This is a genomic window from Curvibacter gracilis ATCC BAA-807, assembly GCF_000518645.1.
Taxonomy (GTDB): Bacteria; Pseudomonadota; Gammaproteobacteria; order Burkholderiales; family Burkholderiaceae_C; genus Curvibacter; species Curvibacter gracilis.
Genome location: NZ_JADZ01000010.1, coordinates 113,546 through 133,450 on the forward strand (window position 1 = coordinate 113,546; position 19,905 = coordinate 133,450).

Sequence of the window (19,905 nt, forward strand, 5' to 3'; positions counted from 1 at the left end):
GCGCCGGCTCACACCAGGGGCACGGTCAGTCGCTCGATCACGGCCCGTGTCTGCGGCCGCACGCCGCGCCACCAGGCAAAGGCTTCTGCGGCCTGCTCGGCCAGCATGCCCACGCCATCGGCCAGCTGGGGTACGCCCGCGCCCTGGGCCAGGCGCAAAAACGGGGTCAGTCCTTTGCCGTAGGCCAGTTCATAGGCCAGGGCGCACTCGGCAAACACCGACACCGGCACGGTGGGCAGTTCGGCCCGCAAACTGGCCGAAGTGGCGTTGAACACCAGGTCGAAGTGCCGGCCTTGCAGGTCTTGCAGGCTGCAGGCCCGCACCGGGCCCTGCGCGGTACCGATGCGGGCCAGGTCCTGGGCCTTGTCCAGGCTGCGGTTGGCGATCACCAGTTCTGTCGGCTGCTCGGCCAGAAAGGGCAGCAGTGCACCGCGTGCCGCACCGCCTGCGCCCAGCACCAGCACCCGTTTGCCACGCAGGGGCTGCGCCAGGTTGTGCACCACGTCGCGCACCAGGCCAACGCCATCGAAGTTTTCGGCCAGCACGCGCTCACCGTCAAACTTCATCGCATTGGCCGCCCCGGCCAGTTGCGCTGCGGGCGAATGCTCGGTGGCGTAGGCAAACGCGTCGAGCTTGAACGGGGCCGTGATGTTGAGGCCGCGCCCGCCCTGGGCGCGAAAGGCGTCCACGGTGGCCGCAAATTGGCCCAGCGGGCCTTCGATCTTGCTGTAGTCCAGGTCTTGCCCGGTGGCCTGGGCAAAGCTGCTGTGGATCAGGGGTGACTTGCTGAAGGCAATCGGGTTGCCGATGACGGCATAGCGGTCGGTCATGGGGTGTGTCTCCGGTGAAAAAGGGGGCACGTCAGCGGCTGAACAGCACGCCTTCGGCCTGCAGGGCGGCGATCTCGTCGGCGCTGTAGCCCAGGGCGGCGGCCACCTCGGCGTTGTGCTGGCCCAGGTCGGGGGCCACCTGCTGCACCGTGGTGTCGCACTCAGAGAACCGGAAGGGCAGGTTGGGCAGGCGCAGCGTACCGTAGCGGGGGTGCTGCTGCTCCTGGATCATGCCCCGGGCCTGGATCTGCGGGTCGTTGATCACCTCATCGATGCGCTGCACCTTGGCGGCCGGCACATCGATGCCGTCCAGCAAGGCCAGCACCTGGGCCACCGTGCGCTGAGCAATCCAGGGCCTGACCACGGCCAGGATCTCTTCACGCCCGGCATTGCGGCCGTTGGCGTCATGAAAGCGGGTGTCGGCGCCAAAGCCTGCCGGGCCCCCGTGCTGCTCGACCAGCGTGGCAAAGCGACGCCAGGCATCGTCCACCTGGGCCGCCAGCACCAGGTCGCCGTCCTGGGCGCGGAACACGCCATACAGGGTGGAGGTGGGCATGTCGTGCCCGGTCTGCTGGGGCAGTACCTGGCCGCCCGACAGGGTGTAGCACTGCACGGCGTACTCGTGCATGGAGACCAGGGTGTCGTACAAGGCCATGTCGATGTGCTGGCCACGCCCGCTGCGCTCGCGCCCCAGCAGGGCGGCATTGATGGCGGCCACCGCGTGGATGCCGGTGTACATGTCGCCCAACGAGATGCGCAGCAGGGGCGGCGCCTCGCCGGGGCTGCCCACCATCTGCATGATGCCGCTCTTGGCCTCGGCAATCAGGCCAAAGCCGGCGCGGTGCGAGTCGGGGCCGGTGTGGCCATAGGCCGAAATCGAGCAGTACACCAGCCGCGGGTTGCGGGCTGCCAGCTCGGGGTAGCCCAGGCCCAGCCTGTCGAGGGCGCCGGGGCGGTAGTTTTCAATGAACACATCGGCCGAGTCGCACAGCCGGTGCATGAAGGCTTTGCCGCGCGGGTCGCGCATGTTCACGCTCACGCCTTGCTTGCCCATGTTGAGCTGCAGAAAGTATCCGCTTTGCTGATCGTCAATGATGTGGCTGTGTTGGCGCCCGGCGTCTCCCGTGCCGGGGCGCTCCACCTTGATCACCTCGGCACCCAGGGCGGCCAGGCAGCGGCCCACATAGGGGCCAGCCAGAAAGTGGCTGTAATCGATCACGCGCAGGCCGGCCAGGGGCAGGGCTTGGGTCGTTGGGCTCATGAGAGGCTTTCTGTCAAAAACGGGGGGCATGGGGCTCAGAAGCAGCCCGGGCGGCGCGGGATCATCAGGCGGTGTTCGCCCTTTTGCACCACCTGGCCGTGCTGGTTGATCAGCTCCGAGGGCAGCACCACGATGCCCCAGCCGGGGCGGCTTCTGGAGGCGCGCAGGCCGGTCACGCTGAAGCGCACGTGCAAGCGGTCGTTGATCTTGATGGGCAGCACAAAGTCCCAGCTCCAACCCAATGACATCCCGGGCAGAAAGCGGTACTCGCTGCGGGTCTTGAGGCCGTCGGCAATCGACAGGCCGAACAGGCCGTGGGCCACGCGGGTGCCAAACGGGGTGGTCTTGGCATAGTCCTCGTCGATGTGCACGGGGGTGTAGTCGCCCGTCAGTTCGGCATAGGTGTTGATGCGAGCCTCGGTCACCTCGTAGGCGGGGCTGACACAGACATCGCCTTCGCGGGCGTCGTCCCAGTATTTTTCAGGGGTCTCGAAGTGGATGGGGGGCGGGATGAGTTTCATGGGACTTTCGGATCGGGGGGCGGGCTCAGCCACGGGGTTTCACAGCCAGGGCCTGTGCCACGCTGCCTGGGGCGGCCTGGATCAGTTCCACGGCCAGGCCGTCGGGCAGTTGCAGCCAGTTGCGGCCCTGGGGCAGGTGCTTCACGCCCCAGGGCTCGGCGGCGCGCAGCGCGGCCTCCAGGTCGTCGACCATCACGCCCAGGTGGGCCAGCCAGCCGCTGTCGTTGCTGGGGGGCGCTTCAAAATCCAGCGTGGCCATCAGTTGCAGGCCGCCCAGGGTCCAGTACTGGCGCGGATCGTCGGTGGGGCCGTCGATCTCGCGCACGTCCATGCCCAGCACCTCGCAGAAGAAGCGGATGTGCCAGTGAATGTCTTTGACGCGCACGGCCACATGCTCGACATAGGCGCGGGTGGGGGGCTGGAAAGCGGCGTTCATGGGGGTTCCTCAAGCAAAGTCAGTGGGGCAGGGCGGCTTCGAGGCCCTTGATGCAGGCCACCAGCGTCTGGTTGACCGGCGTGGGCACGCCGTGGCGCTGGCCCCAGCGCAGCACGGCGCCGTTGATGAAGTCGATCTCGGTGACCGAGCCCTTCTCCAGGCTCTGCAGCATCGAGGTCTTGAAGTCGTCCGGCAGGCCGGCCGCGGCCTTGAGCCAGGCGGCGCGGGGCTCGGTGTAACTCAGGCGCACGCCGGCGGCAGCAGCCACATCCATCGCTTCCTGCACGGCGGCCACGGCGGTGGCCTCGATCTCGGGGATGCGGTACAGCGGGCCGTAGGGCAGGCGCGTGATGCTGCTTACGGCCCCGGTGGCCACGTTGATCAGCAGCTTGTCCCACATCACGCCGAGGATGTTGTCGCTCACCGTGGTGCGCAGGCCTGCGCCGTTGAAGGCCTCGGCAATGGCCTGGGCGCGCGGGCTGATCTGGCCATCGAGTTCGCCGATCAGGGTCTCCTTGCCCGCGGTGCCTGCAATGATGTGGCCCGGGGCCAGCTGCACCCCGCCCACATAGGTCTTGCCGGCCAGCACATGGGGGCGCCCCACGATGTCGGCCAGGATGTCTTCATGCCCCAGGCCGTTTTGCAGCGACAGCACCACGGTCTGCGGCCCCACCAGCGAGGTGGCTGCGGCCATGGCTTCGCGGGTGTGAAAGGATTTGACCAGCACGATCACCAGATCCACCGGCCCCAGGCCCGCGGCGCTTTGCGCCGCCTGCACGCCCACGCAGCTCTCGCCTTCGGGGCGGCGCATCCGCAGGCCGTGCTGCCCGATGGCGGCCACCTGGGCCGGGTTGCGGTTGATCAGCACCAGCTCGTGGCCGGCCTCGGCCAGGGTACCCCCGATGGCGCAACCCAGGGCGCCTGCGCCCAGTACTGCAATCTTCAAAATCGTCTCCGGTGATGGCTTGGGGCGATTCTGGGCAGCGGGCCTGATTTGTTCCAGGCAGTAGTCGCAATACACTTCATTGCGTTTGGCAATACACATGAAAGGCTCCATGCGCACCGACATGAGCACCGATCTGCACCTGCTCGACCCCCGGCACCTGGCCTTTCTGGATAGGCTGCACCGCAGCCGCAGCGTCACGCGTGCGGCCGAGCAACTGGGCCTGAGCCAGCCCACCGTCAGCGTCTGGCTGGCCCAACTGCGCGAAACCCTGGGCGACCCGCTGTTCGTGCGCACCACCGAGGGCATGCTGCCCACCCCGCGCGTCGAAGCCATGATGGACACCGTGCGCAGCGTGCTCGAAGGCCTGCGCCGCCTGAGCGAGCCCGCGGCCGCCTTCGAGCCCGCGCAAAGCGAGCGCGAGTTCCGCATCTTCATGACCGACGCCAGCCACATCACCCTGCTGCCTCGCCTGTTCACCCATGTCCACGCCCAGGCCCCAGGGGTTTGGCTCGAGGCCGCACCGATCCGCCCCGGGATGTTGCAGGCCATGGAAAACGGTGAGGCCGACCTGGCCCTGGGGCTTCTGCCCGACCTGGAGTAGGGCTTCTTCCAGCAGGCCTTGTTCGAGCAGGACTGGGTGTGCCTGGCCAACGCCCGTCACCCGCGCATCCAGGGCCGGTTGAGCCGGGCCGCCTACGCCCGTGAGGCGCATGCCGGCGTGGTGGGCGGCACCGGGCAGAGGCTGCTGGAGGAAGCCCTGAAGCGGGCCCGGGTGCAGCGTCAGGTGCGGCTCAAAGTGCCGGGTTTTCTGGGGCTGTCAACCATTCTGGCCACCACGGACCTGATCGGCACCCTGCCGCGCCAGATCGGCGAAACCCTGGCCCACAGCGGTGGCCTGCAGGTGCTGCCTTGCCCCATCGCCATCCCGGGTTTCACGGTCAAGCAGCACTGGCACGCGCGCTTTCACCACGACCCGGCCAACCAGTGGCTGCGGGGGGTGTGCGCGGACTTGTTCATGGGGGTGGTGAAAGGGAATTGAGCCGTCGTGTGCAGGGGCGGGCGCTCAGGGGGAGCGGGTCTTGCGCATGGCGACTCAGCCCCCAGTGCGCCGCGTTTGTGAAATCGCAGGGTTGTGTGTATATTTTGTGATACCTATTTATGCTTTGGTATCTCATAAAATACATGACGACATCGTCTTTCCAGCTTCAGAGACTTGGCGCCACCTTCAAGGCGATGCGGGTGAACCGTGGGCTCACTCAGGCACGGGCAGGCGAACTGGCGCGTATCCCGCGACTGACGGTGATCCGAATTGAGGCGGGTCGTGAATCCGTGGCAGTGGGCTCTTACGACAAGCTGGCAAGCGCTTTGGGGGCTGAACTGACCTTGGCACCCCGCAGCAGACCCACCCTTGAAGAACTGAGGGATTTCAAGTGAAGCCATCCATGGGTATCAGCACGCCCCAGGGAGAGAGTGGCACGCTGTCGCTCGAGGATCGCGTGTACTTGTTTGGCTATGGCCGGGCCAGGCCTGATGAGGCGGCCGTGAGTCTGACCATGCCTGTGCGATCCCGGCAGTACGAGAGCCAGGCATTGCACCCCGTGTTCCAGATGAACCTGCCCGAGGGCTTCATGCTGGAGGAGTTGCGCAATCGCCTTGCCAAGACGCTGCAACTCGATGACATGGCGCTGCTGGCCATCAGTGGCTCGCAAGCCCCGATTGGCCGCATTCAGGTCGATCCCACGGAGATGACGCGCGGTCTGCTCAAGCGCCCTGAAATTCAGCGCGGGGAAAGCCTCACTGAGATCCTGGAGTGGGACGGCAAAGAGAACATCTTTGCCGAACTTGTCGACAAGTACATCACCCGAGCCGGCATCTCGGGCGTCCAGCCCAAGGTATTGGTTCCTCAAGCCCTGGAGGCTGGTGATGCACAGACCCGAGCGACCTTCCATGCCCCGGACCTGATCGTCAAAAGTGGTCGGCAGGCGTACCCCGGTTTGGCTGCCAATGAATACCTGTGCATGACGATGGCTCGCGAGGCGGGTATGTCCGTTCCCGAGTTCTACCTGTCCAAGAACCGTGAGTTGTTCGTCATGAAGCGTTTCGACAGGACCGCCCAAGGCGAAGCCATGGGCTTTGAGGACATGGCTGTCCTCGGTGGCCTGTCTGCCCGCGAAAAGTACGACAGGAGCTACACCTTCGTCGCCAGGTTGATCGAAAGTTTTGCCTCCCCTGAGCATGTCGCCACGTCACTGCATTCGCTCTTTGACATGGTCGCGCTCTCTTGCATCGTCGGAAATGGCGACGCGCATCTCAAGAATTTCGGCTTGCTGTACGCCGACCCGACCACGGCCGACTGCCAACTCGCACCGGCGTATGACATCGTCAACACCACGGCTTATATTGCCGAAGACGCCTTGGCCCTTGAGCTGCGCGGCCAGCGCTCATTTTTTTCAAGCCGGGATGGCCTTCTCAAATTCGCAAAAGACTGCGACGTTTTAGACCCTGTCGAGCGCATTCAGACGCTGGTATTGACCGCAGAGCAGGTCTTGCGCGAACAAGAGGAGATCACTGCGGCCATTCCTCATGTGGCTCAAGCAATTCAGCTCGGGATCGATGCCTTCTCCAAGACGTTCTTGAATTGAACCTCAAGCATCCGCGTCCAAGTTGCGTCATGGATTGACGATCCTCTTACTGCGCCTTGTCCGCCGTTGTGGTGGCCTCCGGAAAGCGCTGGGCCTGTCCCAGCGCCACCCCTGCCTCGCTCATCGGCGCGCACAAGATCTCGCCCGCCGTCGAGTCGGTGACGAACAGCGTGCGGCGATCTGCCCCGCCGTAGGCCACATTGGTCAGCGAGTGGCCTGAGGGGCCGCGCAACACCTCGACCGGCTCTGCCCGGCCGTTGAGCACCCACACATAGGCCAGGCCCGGGTTGGCCACGATCAGGCGGCCGGCCTCGTCCATGGCCAGGCCGTCGGGGCCGCTGGGGCCGTAGGAGGTGAAGAACTGCCCCGCCTTGGCCACCGAGCCGTCGGCCAGCAGGGGCATGCGCCACACGCAGTTGCCGCGGGTGGCGGCCACGAACAAAAAGCGCTCGTCGGGCGAGAGCACGATGCCATTGGGGCTGGGCACATTCGACAGCAGCAGGTCCAGCCGCCCTTCGGGCGAGAGGCGGTACACCCGGCCGCTGGGGTCGTGCAGCCCGGTCTGGCCCTGGTCGGTGAAGAACAGCTTGCCCCGGCTGTCGAAGCACAGGTCATTCACGCCCTTGAAGCTTTCGGTGTTGCGCCGCGCCAGCAGGGGGCGCAGGCTGCCTCGGGTCACGTCGAGCACCATCAGGCCATTCATGTAGTCGGTGATCAGCAACTCGGTGGGGCTCATGAACTTCATGCCATTGGGCTCGCCCTCCCACTGGGCCACCAGATCCCATTCACCCTGGGGGTCGACGCGGAACACGCGGCCGAAGGGGATGTCGGTGACGTAGAGGTTGCCCTGGGCGTCGAAGACCGGGCCTTCGAGAAACGAGTCGGCCGCCCGGCCGCCCTGGTTGGCATCACCCCAGACGGTGCGCCGCGCCTGCCGGTACTTGCCTGGCAGGGCGCTGAAGGTGTCCAGGGTGCGGACCGTGGGTGGGTTCAGCAAAAACATGGTGGGGTGTCCTCAGGCGCTGGGAAAGCCGTACAGCACGGCGGGGTTGTCGACCAGTATTCTGTGCCGCAAGCCGGCGTCGGGCGCCCAGGTGGCCAGCAGGTTGAACAGGGTGGTGTCGTCGGGCTTGGCGTCTTCCTTCTTGGTCGGGTGCGGCCAGTCGCTGCCCCACACCATGCGCTCGGGGGCCTGGCGCAGCAGCGCCCGCGCCACCTCGCCCACGTCGGAAAAATCGCTGCGCCGGCTGGGCAGGTAGGCGCCCGACAGCTTGAACCAGGTGCGCCCCCCGTCCAGCCAGCGCTGGTACAGGCGCCAGGCCGGGTGATCCAGCCCTGCGGGCTGGGGCAACTGGCCCATGTGGTCGATCACCAGCGGGCAGGCCAGCTGGCTGAGAGCCGCCTCGTGCGCCTGCAGCAGCGCGGCCGTGCCGTTCACCTGCAGGTGCCAGCCGCGCTCGGCCAGGCGCTTTGACAGCGGCACCATCATGTCGGCGTTGACGCCCACCAGAAAGCTCAGGTTGAAGCGCACGCCGCGCACGCCGGCCTCGTGCAGGGCCTGCAACTCGGCCTCGCTCACATCGCTGCCGAGTACCGCCACGCCCCGGGACTGGGGGCCGGCCGCGCGCAGGGTGTCGGCCAGCAGGCGGTTGTCGGTGCCGTAGGTGGAGGGCTGCACGATCACATGGCGCTGCAGGCCCAGGCGACGCTGCAGCAATCGGTAATCGGCCAGGCTGGCGTCGGCCGGCAGCAGGGTGGCACTGGGGTGGGCCGGGTAGCGCCGGTCGTAGATGTGGTGGTGGCAGTCGCAGGCGCCGGCAGGCACCTCGAAGCTGGGCGTGCCCTGGCCGGCCGAATGGGGCACGCTCAGGGGCTCAGGCCGCGGCGCACCGGGGCGGGCCGGTGTCTGGGCGCAGGCACCGAGCAGGGCGCCGGCGCCCAGGGTCAGCAGGTGACGACGGTTGGGCGATGCCAGGGGGGCAGTGAACTCATTCATCGTTGATCTTCAGTTGGCGGGCCAATTGGCTCCAGTGGGCGGTCTCGGCCGCGATCTGGCGGTCGAACTCGTCGCCGCAGGCCAGCACCGGGTCCATGCCCAGTTGCTGCAGCCGGTCGGCCCCGGCACTTGACGTGACAAAGCGGCTGACCTCGGTCTGCAGCTTCTGCAGCACCGGCTCGGGCGTCTGGGCCGGGGCCAGCACGCCATACCAGGCATCGGCCCGGTAGCCCTTGATGCCCGATTCCTCGAAGGTGGGCACCTGGGGCAGGGCGCTCACGCGTTGCGGGCTGGCCACCGCCAAGGCCAGCAGCTTGCCCGACTTGATCGAGGGCAGCACCGATCCCAGCGAGGCGAAAGAGGCCATCACCTGCCCGGCCATCACGTCGGCAATGGCCGGGGCCGCACCCTTGTAGGGCACATGGGTCAGCTGCAGGCCTGCGCGCTGGGCAAAGTCTTCGCCTGCAAAGTGCACCGAGCTGCCCTGGCCTGGCGAGGCGTAGGTGACGCCACGGGGCTGGCTTTTGGCCTTGGCCAGAAAATCAGCCAGCCGGCTGAAGCCCGCTTGCGGCCCCACCACCAGCACGGTGGGCGAGGCCCCGATGCGGCACACGGCCTTGAAGGATTTGACCGGGTCGAACTGGATCTGGCGGCTGTACAGCGCGCTGATCATGGTGTGGTTGGTGGCCGCCATCAACAGGGTGTGGCCGTCCTTGGCCTGGGCCACAGCCTGGGCCGCGATGATGGTGTTGGCGCCGGGCCGGTTGTCCACGATCACGGGCTGGCCCAGGCTTTTGCCCAGGGGCTCGGCCAGGGCGCGTGCCACGATGTCGGTGGGCCCGCCTGCCGTGAAGCCCACCAGCAGGCGCACCGGCTGGGTGGGCCAGGGGGCGTTGGCCGGGGGCTGTGCCTGCGCCCAGGTGGTGCTCAGCAGGCCGATGCAAAGCAGGGGGAGCTTCTTCATGGGCTTCATTGCTTTTCAAAAGCGGTGTTGGCCACCACCTTGCCCCACGATTCGGTGCTGTCTTTCAGCATCTTGGCCATGTCGGCGCCACCGATCTGGCGCGGCTCGGCGCCCATGTTGGCGGCAAAGGCCTGCAGGTCGGCGCTGGCCATGGCCTTGGCGATTTCGGCCTGCAGCTTCTGCAGCACCGGGGCCGGCGTGCCCTTGGGGGCCCACAGGCCGGTCCAGTTGACCACGCCGCTCCAGCGCACGCCGGCCTCGGCAAAGGTGGGGGCGTCGGGCAGGGCGCTCAGGCGCTTGTCGCCGCTCACGGCCAGCACCCGCATCTTGCCGCCCTTGACGTTGCCCATCACCCCGGCCGGCGAGGCGATCTGGAAGTCCACCGTGTTCGACAGCACGGCCTGGGTGGCCTCACCCGCCCCCTTGAAGGGCACGTGCATGAAGTTCACGCCGGCGGCAATGCCCAGCGCCTCGCTGGCAAAGTGCGGCGTGGTGCCGGGGCCGCCGGTGCCGTAGGTGACCTGGTTGGGCTCTTTGCGCGCCGCGGCCAGCAAATCCTGCAGGCTGGCGAAGCGCGAGCTGGCGTTCACCGCCAGGGCCATGGGGGCAAACACAAAGGCGCTCACCGGCTGCAGATCCTGCGCCGGATCGAAGGGCAGCTTCTTGAAGATGTGGGGCAGCAGCGAGAAGGTGGTGTCGTTGGCCATCAGGGTGTAGCCGTCGGCCTCGGCCTTGGCCACCTGGGTGGCGCCGATGGTGCCGGTGCCGCCAGCCTTGTTCTCGATGTAGAAGCTCTGGCCGGTCTGCTCGGTCAGCTTCTGGGCCACTTTGCGGGTGACCACGTCCACCGCGCCGCCGGGGCCATAGGGCACGACAATCTTCACGGGCTTGGCTGGCCAGGGCGTTTGCGCCCAGGCGTTGCAGCTGGTGGCCGCCAGCAGGGCGGCGGCCAGGGCCAGCGCGCTGCGGCGGGCCAGGGTCGAGGTCGGTACAGAGGTGTGTTGCATGGTGTGTCTCTTTTGAAATGCCTTGGAAGGGGCTCAGTTGAGGGTGATGCCCGCCGCGCGGATCACCTGGGCCCATTGACGGGATTCGGCCTGCAGAAAGCGGCTGAAGTCGGCGCGGCTGCTGCCCACGGCCTGGGCGCCCTGGGCGGCCAGGCGCTGCTGCAGTTCGGGGCTGGCCATGGCGGCGCGCACCTCGGTCTCCAGCCGGGCCAGCAGCTCGGGCGGGGTCTTGGCGGGGGCCCACAGGCCGTTCCATTCCTGGGCCACAAAGCCGGGGCTGCCGGATTCGGCCACGGTCGGCAGGGCCGGCAGGCTGGGCACGCGGGCGCTGGCGGTCACGGCCAGGGCGCGCAGCTTGCCACCCTTGACCAGCGGCCCGCTGGCCGGCATGGCCGAGAACATCAGGTCCACCTGGCCGGCCATCAGGTCGTTCAGCGCAGGCGCCCCACCCCGGTAGGGGATGTGGGTGATGAACAACTGCTGGCGCTGCTTGAACAACTCGCCCGCCAGGTGCTGGGCGCTGCCGTTGCCGGCCGAGGCAAACGACAGGCTGCCCGGCCGGGCGCGGGCGGCCTGCACCAGTTCGGGCAGGCTGCGCCAGGGCGCCTGGGCTGGCACCACCAGCAGCATGGGCACCTGCATCAGCAGCGAGAGGGGGGCCAGGTCTTTCACGGGGTCGAAAGGCAGGCTCATCAGACTCGGGTTGACCGTGAAGCCGGTGGCATCGAGCAGCAGTGTGTAGCCGTCGGCGGGGGCCTGGGCCACGGCGGCGGCACCGATGGAGCCCCCGGCGCCGGGCCGGTTGTCGATGATGATGGGCGTCCTGAGGCGCTCGCCCAGCACCGTGGCCAGGCCGCGCGCGGTCTGGTCGGCGGCGCCACCGGCCGGGTAGGGCACGATCAGGCGGATCGGGCGGCTGGGCCAGTCGCTGCCGGGGGCCGGGGCCGCGTGGGCAACGGTGGCCGGGATCAGGCTGGCCAGGCCGGCGCCCAGCAGGGCGCGGCGGTGCAGGAGGGGTGGCATGTTGTTTGTCTCATTGTTTTGAAAATCAGGGCCACGGTGGCTGGGGGTTTACACCGTGGCTGCGTGGCGGTGCCCAGGCGCGTTACACCGTCGCGATCGGGGTGGCCGGCGAGCCCACGGCCCCCGGCAGGCGCAGGGGTGGCGCGGTCAGCAGGAAGTGGTGGCGCCCTTGCTGGCGCAGCCAGGTGGCGAGTTCGGTGAAATACCACAGCTCACCCAGGTGGATGCCGTGCTTGAACAGGCAGTGCTCGTGCAGGGGCAGCCGGGGCTGGCGCAGCGGGCTGGGGCTCATCAGCTTGGGCACCACCAGCTCCACGGCGGGGTTGTCGGCCAGCAGGCAGGCCAGGCGGCTGTCGGTGATCCAGTTCAGCAGCCGGCTGTCGTGGCCGTCCAGTCCGCTGCCCGTGGCGTGCAGCCGGGCCAGGTCGGGCTGGCGGTTCATGGCCAGCAGGGTGTCGGCAAAGCCGGTGTGCAGGCACACCATGTCGCCGGGGTCGATCTCGATGCGGTCGGCCTCCAGCAGGCGCATCAGGCGGTCGTAGCCCACGGCCTGCCGCTCTCGGCCCAGGTGGTGGGCCAGGTCGATCAGCACGCCCCGGCCCTGCGCGCCGTGTTCGGCCAGGCGTTCGATGCCCAGGGCGGCGGCCTCGGGGGCCGGGTAGCGTGCCCAGTCGGCCACGGCCTGCGGGTCTTCGGTGCCGGGGCGGATGTCGGTGCCGGCGCGAAAGCCGTTGTAGAACACGGCCTCGGCCACCCCGTCGCCATCGGCGTCGAAGCGGCTGCCCACGTGGGCCAGGCTGTCCCACTGGGTGCTGTACTGCAGGCTCATCAGCAGCACGTCGTCGTTCACCACGTCGCTCAGATCGGGGTCTTCGGCTTGGTACGACCAGCAAAAGCCCTGCTGCCCCTGGCTTTTGCCGTCGCGCAGCACGCTGTAGCGGCGCGGCGGCATGCGCCGCGGGTTCATGCTCTGGCCGCCGGGCACGTCCAGCGGCAGCGACAGGCAGAAGGTGCGGCCCACCTGCACCTCGGCCACCCCCTGCAGCACCTTGCGGGCGTCCACCAGGTTCATGCGGCCACGCTGGTCATCGGGGCCGAATTCGCCCCAGCTGCTTCCGGGCGGGGCCTTTTTCCATCGTCGGGGGCTTGGGTTCATGGCGGGCCTCCGGGCTCAGGCAGCCTGGGTGCTGGCCTGCAGCACGGCCAGTGTGTTGCGGGCAGCGGCCACACCCATGTTCACATAGGCGTCGCTGGTCACGCCGCCGATGTGCGGGCTCAGCGTGAAGCCCGGCTGGCCGTGGAAGGGGTGCGGCGCCGTCATGGGCTCCACGGCAAAGCTGTCCAGCCCGGCCGAGGCCACCTGGCCCGACTGCACGGCGGCCAGCAGGGCGGCTTCATCGATCAGGCCGCCACGCGCGGTGTTCACCACGATCACGCCGCGCTTGCAGCGCGCCAGGGTGTCGGCGTTGAGCAGGTGGCGGTTCTCGGGCGTCAGCGGGCAGTGCAGCGAGATCACATCGGCCTGGGCCCACAGGGTGTCCAGGTCGACCGGGGTGATGTAGTCAGGCAGATCGCGGGCGAAGGGGTCGAAGCCGATCACGCGCATGTCCATGGCGTCGCACATGCGGGCAAAGCGGCGGCCGATGGCGCCCAGGCCCACCAGGCCTACCGTGCGGCCGCCCAGCTCCAGGCTCTTGTGGGTGGCCTTGTCCCAGTGGCCGGCGTGCATGCGCTGGTTCAGCGCCACGATCGACTTGGCACCGGCCAGCATCAAGGCCAGGGCCTGTTCGGCCACGGCCGCGGCGTTGGCGCCCACGGCCGCGGTCACGGCAATGCCGCGCTCGGCGGCGGCGGCCTTGTCGATGGTGTCGGTGCCGCTGCCGTGTTTGGAGATCACCTTCAAGGCCGGGGCCGCGTCCATGGTGGCGGCGTTCACGCCGCTGTAGCGCACGATGATGCCCACCGGGTTGTGCTGGCGGGCCAGCGCCTCGATGTCGGCCGGCTGCGGGGTCTTGCCCGCGTAGACGATGTCGAAGTCCGTCAGCAGGGCCAGGGCCGCCGGGGCCAGGTCGGCCGCGGTGATGAGGATGACGGGGCGGCTCATCACAGCACCTCGCCTTCCTTGAGCACGCCGGCCGTCACCAGCGAGGCGGTCAGCCACTTGGCCGCCGTGTCGCCGGTCTTGATGGCGGCGATGCGCTTGGCCTCGGCCTGCACCTTGTGGGCGGCCAGGGGCAGCAGGGCGGGCAGTTGCTCGCGCTCCACCACCACCACGCCGTCGGCGTCGCCGATCACCAGATCGCCCGGGCGCACCGTCACGCCGCCGCAGGAGATGGGGTGGCCGATGCGGCCGCCATTGTTCTTGGTCGGGCCATTGGGGTTGGTGCCCACCGAGAACACCGGGTAGTCCATCTCGTCGATTTCCAGGCTGTCGCGCACGGCGCCATCGAGGATCACGCCGGCCAGGCCCAACTGGCGCGCGGCGGTCATCATGATGGTGCCCATCAGGGCCGAGGTCTGGTCGCCCTTGCCGTCCACCACCAGCACATCACCGGGCTTGGCCAGCGACAGGGCGGCGTGGATCATCAGGTTGTCGCCGGGGCGCACTTCCACCGTGAAGGCCGGGCCGGCCACTTTCATGCGCGGGCGCAGGGCCTGGATGCGGCCATGCAGGGCGCCGCGGCGGCCCGCGATGTCGGAGAAGATCGCCGGCTGGTATTGGCTGGCCTGGGCCACGTCTTCGGGGCTGACGCGGGGGAAGTCTTTGATGATGTCGGGTGTGCTCATGGCGGTTCCTTGAAGGTGAATGGGTGGATGTCGGTCAGAGAGGGCGTCAGTCGATGCGGGCATCGGCCTCGTGCACGATGCGGCCCCAGCGCTGCAGATCGGTCTTGAGCAGGGCGGCAAACTCGGCCTGGCTGCCGCCCAGCACCTCGCCGCCTTCGCCCATGAGGCGGCTGCGCACGGTGGGCGACTGCAAGGCCTGGTTGATGGCGGTGTTCAAGGTCGTCAGCACCGCTGCCGGGGTGGCTGCGGGGGCCATGAAGCCGAACCAGGTGTTGGCCTCGAAGCCCTTCACGCCCGACTCGGCCACCGTGGGCACCTGGGGCAGTTGCGACGAGCGCTTGTCCGAGGTCACGGCCAGCGCTTTCATGCGGCCGCCTTTGAGGTGGCTGATGGCCGTGGGGATGGACGACACATACAGATCCATCTGCCCGCCCATCAGATCGGTCAGCGCCTGGGCCGAGCCCTTGTAAGGCACGTGCTGCAGCCGGATGTGGGCGGCCTTCTGCAGTTGCTCCATGGCCAGGTGGGCCACCGTGCCATTGCCCGGGGTGCCGAACACCAGGGCGCCGGGGGTTTGCTTGGCGGCAGCTAGCACATCGGCCAGGGTCTTGTACTTGGAGCTGTTGGGCACCACGATGACCAGCGGTGCGGTGGCGGCCAGCACCACGGGCTTCAGGTCTTTCACCGGGTCGTAAGGCAGCTTGGGGTACAGCGCGGGGTTGATGGCCAGGTTGCTGGTCTGGCCCAGCACCACGGTGTAGCCGTCGGCCGGGGCCTTGGCCACCGCGTCCACACCCAGGTTGCCGCCAGCCCCCGGCTTGTTGTCCACCACCACGGTCCATTGCCGGCTTTCGGTCAGCTGCTGGCCGATGGCGCGGGCAATGATGTCGGTGCCGCCCCCGGCCGGGAAGGGCACCACCAGGCGGATCGGTTTGCCGGGGTAGGTGTCGGCCAGTGCCGGGCCTGCCAGCAGGCCCAGGGCGAGAACGGGCAGCAGGCTCAGGCGCGCGACTTGGCGCAGCCCATGGGGGATCAGTGTCATGTTGTCTCCTTGTGTGCGGTCCACCGGGGTTGGGCTGCCAAATGCAGCGCCCCTTGTTGGGACCGGACTGTAGGAGAGCGTTTCAATCAGTACAATGCCGTTTCACACAGTGGTCTATGTGCCGATATGCGAAACCCAAAAACACCGCCTGCAGAAACCGATGCCAGCCTTGCCGAAGCCGCCACCGCGGCCGCTGGCGGCGTGGTGGCCGTCACCCGCGCCCTGCGCCTGCTGGAGGCCTTCGGCATGGATGAGGCCTACCTCAGCCTGGCCGAGCTGAGCCGCCGCACCGGCATGCACAAGACCACGGCCTTGCGCCTGGCGCGCACGCTGGCGGCCGAGCACTACCTGGTGCAGCGCGAAGACGGTGCCTGGCGGCTGGGGCGGGCGGCAGGTTGGCTGGGGGCCTGCTACCAGGCCACCTTTGATGTGCACGATCTGGTCGAGCCGGTGCTGCGCGAGCTGACGGTGCAGACCGGCGAAAGCGCCTCGTTCTATGTGCGCGAGGGCAACCTGCGCACCTGCCTGGCCCGGGTGGACGGGCCGCGCACCATCCGCCATCACGTGCGCGTGGGCCTGGGCCTGCCGCTGGACCTGGGCGCGCCGGGGCGTGTCATCCTGGCCTTCTCGGGTGAAGCCGGTGAACCCTATGAATCCATCCGTCAGCGCGGCTACCACCTCTCGCTGGGCGAGCGCGAGCCCGAGGTGTCCAGCGTGTCGGCCCCGGTGTTCGGCATGCACTGGAAGCTGCTGGGCTCGGTGTGCATCTCGGGGCCCACCTCGCGCCTCAGCGAGGCCCGCCTGCTGGAACTGGCCCAGACCATCATCCAGGCCGCCAACCAGCTCTCCTACGCGCTGGCCGGCAGCCGCCGACCGGGGCCGGCTGCGGGGCCGGTCAAATCGAGCGCGTGGTTTCCGGGCTGAGCGATGGTCTTCAGTTTGAAAAATTGAGAAACTGCATCACTTGGGCTACATTTTCTCAATGATTGCCTATTTTTGATGCCTGGGGGCTACATTGACCACCCTCTCTGATGTTGCCGAAATGCTCAAAAGTGCCCGCCGTGAAGCGCGGTTGAGCCAGGATGAACTGGCCCGTCGGGCCGGTGTGTCGCGCACCACCGTGGCACGGATGGAGAACCTCTCCAAGGGCGATATGAGCGTCTCGGCGTTGCTGCGTCTGCTGGAGGCTGCGGGCTACGACATGAGACTGGTCAGGCCCGGGCACCAGCGCACCGTCGAGGACATCCTGCTTGAGCAGCGCCAAGGTGATTCGCCATGAGGCTGGATGTACAGGTCAGCGGCAGAACCGTGGCCCAGTTGTACCGAGAGCGCGACGAGTACTTGCTGCATTACCACCCTGGCACCGATGTGGCCGATTTCGTGAGCTTGACCATGCCGGTTCGGGAAGCTCCCTGGCGCTGGCCACGCGACCTGCATCCCTTTTTCCGCCAGAACCTGCCAGAGGGTTACCTGCTGAACATCATCCGCGAGGAATTTGGGCCCTGGCTCGACGGCACCGACCTGTCGCTGCTGGCCGTGGTCGGGGGCATGGGCGTCGGCCGGGTCACGGTCACGCCCGAAGGCGCAGCGCCCGGTCTCGCCTTGGCACCGCTGCAGATCGACAGCCTGTTGAAGGCGGACAACACCCCTGAGTACTTTGCATCGTTGGTGCGGCGCTATGCCCGGGCGTCGATCTCGGGCATGGTGCCCAAATTCATGGCGCCGGAAGAGACGATTGACGAGCCCTCCGCCGAGGGCTTGGGCCCCTTGGGCAAGCCCACCTTGCGGACCAGCCGTCACATCATCAAGGGCTCGGACGACGCCATGCCCTATTTGGGCTTCAACGAGCACTACAGCATGCGCGTGCTGCAGCGTTTGAACGTGGTGCCGGTGGCGCACACCCGCATGTCTGACGATGGCCGGGTTCTGGTGGTCGAGCGCTTTGACGTGGACGAACATGGCACGCCCACGCATGGTCTGGAGGATGCCTGCGGATTGCTCGGCCTGCCTCCGCACGAAAAATACGCCACCACCCTTGAGAAAGTGCTCAACGCCACCAGGGCTTACCTGCCTCCGGCCCAGGTGCGTGCACAACTTGAGCAGTTCGGCTGGCATGTGCTGAGCAACTACGTGGTGCGCAACGCCGATTGCCATGCCAAAAATATCGCGCTGTACTACACCCGGCTCGGTGATGTGGGCTTCACCCCGGTCTATGACACCGTGACCACGCAGGCCTATCCGCGCTACGCGAACAACCCGCCAGGACTGTCCATCGATGGTCGTCAGACCTGGGCTGCAGGCAAGGCTTTGCAGCGCTTTTTCACGGCCCGCCTAGGCATATCCCCCAGGCAGTACGCCGCCATGGTGGAGCGCCTGTGCGAGTCGGCCGTAGAGGTTGGCAAAGAAGTGATCGAGGCTTCATTGAACGAAGCACGATGGCGCCCCGTGGCCAAGCAGATGGTGCACGCCTGGAATGAGGGCATGGCATCACTGCGTGACCCGAAGGCGAGCGTGGCCTGGCGGGGGCTGGATGCAGCCATCGCTGAGGCCGGCTTCTCCGCCCCTGCGCCAGCAGAGCCGGCCCGTGTGACGATCGGCCGATCCGAGCTGTTGGCGGCACCGCGACGCAAGCGTTAGGCCCGGCCCCCTGACAATACGGCATACCCATGCACCTCCCCCGCCGCCGCCGCGCCGACTTTGCCCCCACGGCCGAGTTCGTCTACCCCGCCCACCTGAAGGCGGCGCTGGGCGACCTGCCCGCGGCACCCGGGGTGTATGTGTTCCATGGCGATGACCCGGCCATGCCGCTGTACATCGGCAAAAGCGTCAACCTGCGCCAGCGCGTGCTCTCGCACCTGCGCAACCCCGACGAAGACCGCCTGCTGCGCCAGACCCGGCGCATCAGCCACATCTGCACGGCCGGCGACATCGGGGCCCAGTTGCTGGAGGCGCAGATGATCAAGACCCTGCACCCCTTGCTCAACCAGAAGCTGCGGCGCAACCGACAGCTGTGCGCCTGGCAGCGGCAGGGTGGCCAGCTGCAACTGGTGTATTCAAAAGACGTGGACTTTGCCCAGGCGCCTGATCTGTACGGGCTGTTTGCCAGCCGCCACGCCGCCATCGAGCGCCTGCGCCAGGTGGCCGACGAGCACCGGCTTTGCTACGCCCACCTGGGGCTGGAGAAGCTGCCCCCGGGCCGGGCCTGCTTCAGGGCCGCGCTCAGGCAGTGCGCTGGCATGTGCCGGGGCGATGAAACCCCCGCGGCCCACGACGAGCGCCTGCTGGGCGCCCTGCGCCAGGTGCAGGTGGTCTGCTGGCCTTACCCGGGCGCAGTGGGCCTGGTCGAGCGCACGGGCGATTTCAGCCAGGTGCATGTGGTGAACAACTGGTGCTACCTGGGCAGCGCCGCCACACCGACCGAGGCGGCCCGCTTCACCCGGCAGGCGGCGGGCTTTGATGCGGACGGCTACCAGATCCTGGTGCGGCCGCTGATGCAGGGCGGGGCCGAGATCGTGCCGCTGTCGCCAGGGTTTTGAAATTTTTCAGTTTTTTTGCGTCGGGCTGCATCCAGATGGCATCCCGCTGCGTACAGGGGGCTGACACGCCCTGTCTCGGCCTGCGGCCGAGCCGGATCCAAGTGCCTCCAACCCCTGAAGCCTTGCCCCATGAAACCGCTCCGCTTTTCTCTGGCCGCCCTGGTGGGGGCCGCGCTGCCCGCTCTGGCCTGTGCCGCCTCCTTGCAAATCAAAGTGACCGACCGCGATGGCCAGCCGGTGCCCGATGCGGTGGTCGAGGTGCAAGTCGCCTCGGGCGCCATGCCCCGAGCACCCGCGCCGGGCCAGGTCACGATCAACCAGAGCAAGATGAAGTTCGTGCCCCGTGTCACCGTGGTCCAGCCCGGCACCCGGGTGGTGTTCACCAACCAGGACCGTTGGGACCACCATGTGCGCGGTACCTTGGGGGGCTTGGCCCAGATGCTGGATGCGGTGGGCTTTCAGTTCCGCCTGGCCGGCTGGGTGGACAGCAAGCCCCTGTCCAGCAGCGAGGTGGTGTTCGACAAACCCGGTGTGACCTTGCTGGGCTGTTTTCTGCACTCCTCCATGCGTGGCTATGTGGTGGTGGCCGACAGCCCCTGGGTAGCGGTGACCGGGGTCGATGGCGTGGCCGTGCTCGATGAGCTGCCCGCCGGGCCGGCCGTGGTGAAGCTCTGGCAGGCCGATGAGGTGGCGGAGATCGCGCCGTCGCCCGTCGTGCTCGGTGCCCAGCCCCTGCAGTTGACGCGGCAGCTGAGCGTGGTGGCCAAGCGGCGTTGAAGGCGCGGGTGCCTGGTCTGCGGAGCCTGTGCAATACCCGAGCGCAGGTCCGGGTCATGCATCCACTCGGGAGCGCCCCTCCGTACTGGCTGCAGAGGTCAACGATGTCTGTTGCCTCAGCCAACTCTTTTCATCTG

Annotated in this window: 21 protein-coding genes and 1 pseudogene; 8 read left to right on the forward strand and 14 right to left on the reverse strand. The window is 67.8% G+C overall.

Annotated features, from left to right (window positions below):
* Positions 1 to 8: 8 nt before the first annotated feature.
* Genes aroE through L880_RS0107260 form a run of 5 tightly spaced genes read right to left on the reverse strand, consistent with a single transcriptional unit; the run spans position 9 to position 3,994 of the window.
* On the reverse strand, positions 9 to 830 hold the full coding sequence (gene aroE, locus L880_RS0107240; protein ID WP_027475103.1) for a shikimate dehydrogenase: 822 nt from the start codon (positions 828 to 830) through the stop codon (positions 9 to 11).
* Between the two features lie 31 nt (positions 831 to 861).
* Positions 862 to 2,091, reverse strand: coding sequence for a CaiB/BaiF CoA transferase family protein (locus tag L880_RS0107245; RefSeq protein ID WP_027475104.1), 1,230 nt, complete (start codon positions 2,089 to 2,091; stop codon positions 862 to 864).
* A 35-nt stretch (positions 2,092 to 2,126) separates the two neighbouring features.
* Positions 2,127 to 2,612 carry a MaoC family dehydratase gene (locus tag L880_RS0107250; RefSeq protein ID WP_051443133.1) on the reverse strand — a complete coding sequence of 162 codons (486 nt, stop codon included), beginning with the start codon at positions 2,610 to 2,612 and terminating at the stop codon, positions 2,127 to 2,129.
* A gap of 25 nt (positions 2,613 to 2,637) precedes the next feature.
* On the reverse strand, positions 2,638 to 3,048 hold the full coding sequence (locus tag L880_RS0107255) for a VOC family protein (protein WP_027475106.1): 411 nt from the start codon (positions 3,046 to 3,048) through the stop codon (positions 2,638 to 2,640).
* A 19-nt stretch (positions 3,049 to 3,067) separates the two neighbouring features.
* Entirely contained in the window at positions 3,068 to 3,994 is a 927-nt protein-coding gene (locus L880_RS0107260) for a ketopantoate reductase family protein (RefSeq protein WP_027475107.1), read from the reverse strand.
* Positions 3,995 to 4,103: 109 nt separating this feature from the next.
* Between L880_RS0107260 and L880_RS31875 the strand changes: the two are divergent.
* The 3 genes and pseudogenes from L880_RS31875 (at position 4,104) to L880_RS0107270 (ending at position 6,636) form a co-directional block, all read left to right on the forward strand.
* Positions 4,104 to 5,033 (forward strand): annotated as a pseudogene (locus tag L880_RS31875) (LysR family transcriptional regulator).
* A 143-nt stretch (positions 5,034 to 5,176) separates the two neighbouring features.
* Positions 5,177 to 5,428, forward strand: coding sequence for a helix-turn-helix transcriptional regulator (locus L880_RS34875; protein ID WP_019572810.1), 252 nt, complete (start codon positions 5,177 to 5,179; stop codon positions 5,426 to 5,428).
* 8 nt (positions 5,429 to 5,436) lie between these two features.
* Positions 5,437 to 6,636 (forward strand): type II toxin-antitoxin system HipA family toxin, encoded by a 1,200-nt coding sequence (locus L880_RS0107270; RefSeq protein WP_027475108.1) that lies wholly within the window; start codon positions 5,437 to 5,439, stop codon positions 6,634 to 6,636.
* 46 nt (positions 6,637 to 6,682) lie between these two features.
* On the opposite strand, the gene L880_RS0107275 is transcribed toward L880_RS0107270, so the two are convergent.
* The 9 genes from L880_RS0107275 to L880_RS0107315 all read right to left on the reverse strand — a co-directional run bounded on the left by L880_RS0107275 (position 6,683) and on the right by L880_RS0107315 (position 15,455).
* Complete coding sequence (locus L880_RS0107275; RefSeq protein WP_027475109.1) at positions 6,683 to 7,639, reverse strand: SMP-30/gluconolactonase/LRE family protein; 957 nt, start codon at positions 7,637 to 7,639, stop codon at positions 6,683 to 6,685.
* 12 nt (positions 7,640 to 7,651) lie between these two features.
* Entirely contained in the window at positions 7,652 to 8,632 is a 981-nt protein-coding gene (locus L880_RS0107280; RefSeq protein WP_027475110.1) for an amidohydrolase family protein, read from the reverse strand.
* Entirely contained in the window at positions 8,625 to 9,596 is a 972-nt protein-coding gene (locus L880_RS0107285) for a Bug family tripartite tricarboxylate transporter substrate binding protein (RefSeq protein WP_342669163.1), read from the reverse strand. Before L880_RS0107285 ends, L880_RS0107280 begins: the two co-directional genes overlap by 8 nt.
* A 5-nt stretch (positions 9,597 to 9,601) precedes the next feature.
* Positions 9,602 to 10,603, reverse strand: coding sequence for a Bug family tripartite tricarboxylate transporter substrate binding protein (locus L880_RS0107290; RefSeq protein WP_027475112.1), 1,002 nt, complete (start codon positions 10,601 to 10,603; stop codon positions 9,602 to 9,604).
* A gap of 33 nt (positions 10,604 to 10,636) precedes the next feature.
* Positions 10,637 to 11,626 (reverse strand): Bug family tripartite tricarboxylate transporter substrate binding protein, encoded by a 990-nt coding sequence (locus L880_RS0107295; RefSeq protein WP_043328815.1) that lies wholly within the window; start codon positions 11,624 to 11,626, stop codon positions 10,637 to 10,639.
* An 82-nt stretch (positions 11,627 to 11,708) separates the two neighbouring features.
* The gene (locus L880_RS0107300) at positions 11,709 to 12,782 is read right to left on the reverse strand and encodes a cyclase family protein (protein ID WP_027475114.1); all 1,074 of its coding nucleotides are present in this window, start codon (positions 12,780 to 12,782) and stop codon (positions 11,709 to 11,711) included.
* A 15-nt stretch (positions 12,783 to 12,797) separates the two neighbouring features.
* Complete coding sequence (locus L880_RS0107305; RefSeq protein WP_027475115.1) at positions 12,798 to 13,730, reverse strand: NAD(P)-dependent oxidoreductase; 933 nt, start codon at positions 13,728 to 13,730, stop codon at positions 12,798 to 12,800.
* Entirely contained in the window at positions 13,730 to 14,413 is a 684-nt protein-coding gene (locus L880_RS0107310; RefSeq protein ID WP_027475116.1) for an RraA family protein, read from the reverse strand. The genes L880_RS0107305 and L880_RS0107310 overlap by 1 nt, the downstream gene beginning before the upstream one ends.
* Before the next feature lie 46 nt (positions 14,414 to 14,459).
* Positions 14,460 to 15,455 (reverse strand): tripartite tricarboxylate transporter substrate binding protein, encoded by a 996-nt coding sequence (locus L880_RS0107315; RefSeq protein WP_051443134.1) that lies wholly within the window; start codon positions 15,453 to 15,455, stop codon positions 14,460 to 14,462.
* A gap of 126 nt (positions 15,456 to 15,581) precedes the next feature.
* Between L880_RS0107315 and L880_RS0107320 the strand changes: the two genes are divergently transcribed.
* From L880_RS0107320 to L880_RS0107340, 5 genes are all read left to right on the forward strand, one after another.
* Positions 15,582 to 16,379: an IclR family transcriptional regulator gene (locus L880_RS0107320; RefSeq protein WP_027475118.1), complete on the forward strand. Its 798-nt coding sequence runs from the start codon at positions 15,582 to 15,584 to the stop codon at positions 16,377 to 16,379.
* 91 nt (positions 16,380 to 16,470) lie between these two features.
* Positions 16,471 to 16,734 carry a helix-turn-helix domain-containing protein gene (locus L880_RS0107325; RefSeq protein ID WP_027475119.1) on the forward strand — a complete coding sequence of 88 codons (264 nt, stop codon included), beginning with the start codon at positions 16,471 to 16,473 and terminating at the stop codon, positions 16,732 to 16,734.
* Positions 16,731 to 18,092, forward strand: coding sequence for a type II toxin-antitoxin system HipA family toxin (locus L880_RS0107330; protein WP_027475120.1), 1,362 nt, complete (start codon positions 16,731 to 16,733; stop codon positions 18,090 to 18,092). The genes L880_RS0107325 and L880_RS0107330 overlap by 4 nt, the downstream gene beginning before the upstream one ends.
* 29 nt (positions 18,093 to 18,121) lie before the next feature.
* Entirely contained in the window at positions 18,122 to 18,991 is an 870-nt protein-coding gene (cho, locus tag L880_RS0107335; RefSeq protein WP_027475121.1) for an excinuclease Cho, read from the forward strand.
* Positions 18,992 to 19,120: 129 nt separating this feature from the next.
* Complete coding sequence (locus L880_RS0107340) at positions 19,121 to 19,768, forward strand: cupredoxin domain-containing protein (RefSeq protein ID WP_084461104.1); 648 nt, start codon at positions 19,121 to 19,123, stop codon at positions 19,766 to 19,768.
* Positions 19,769 to 19,905: the final 137 nt, after the last annotated feature.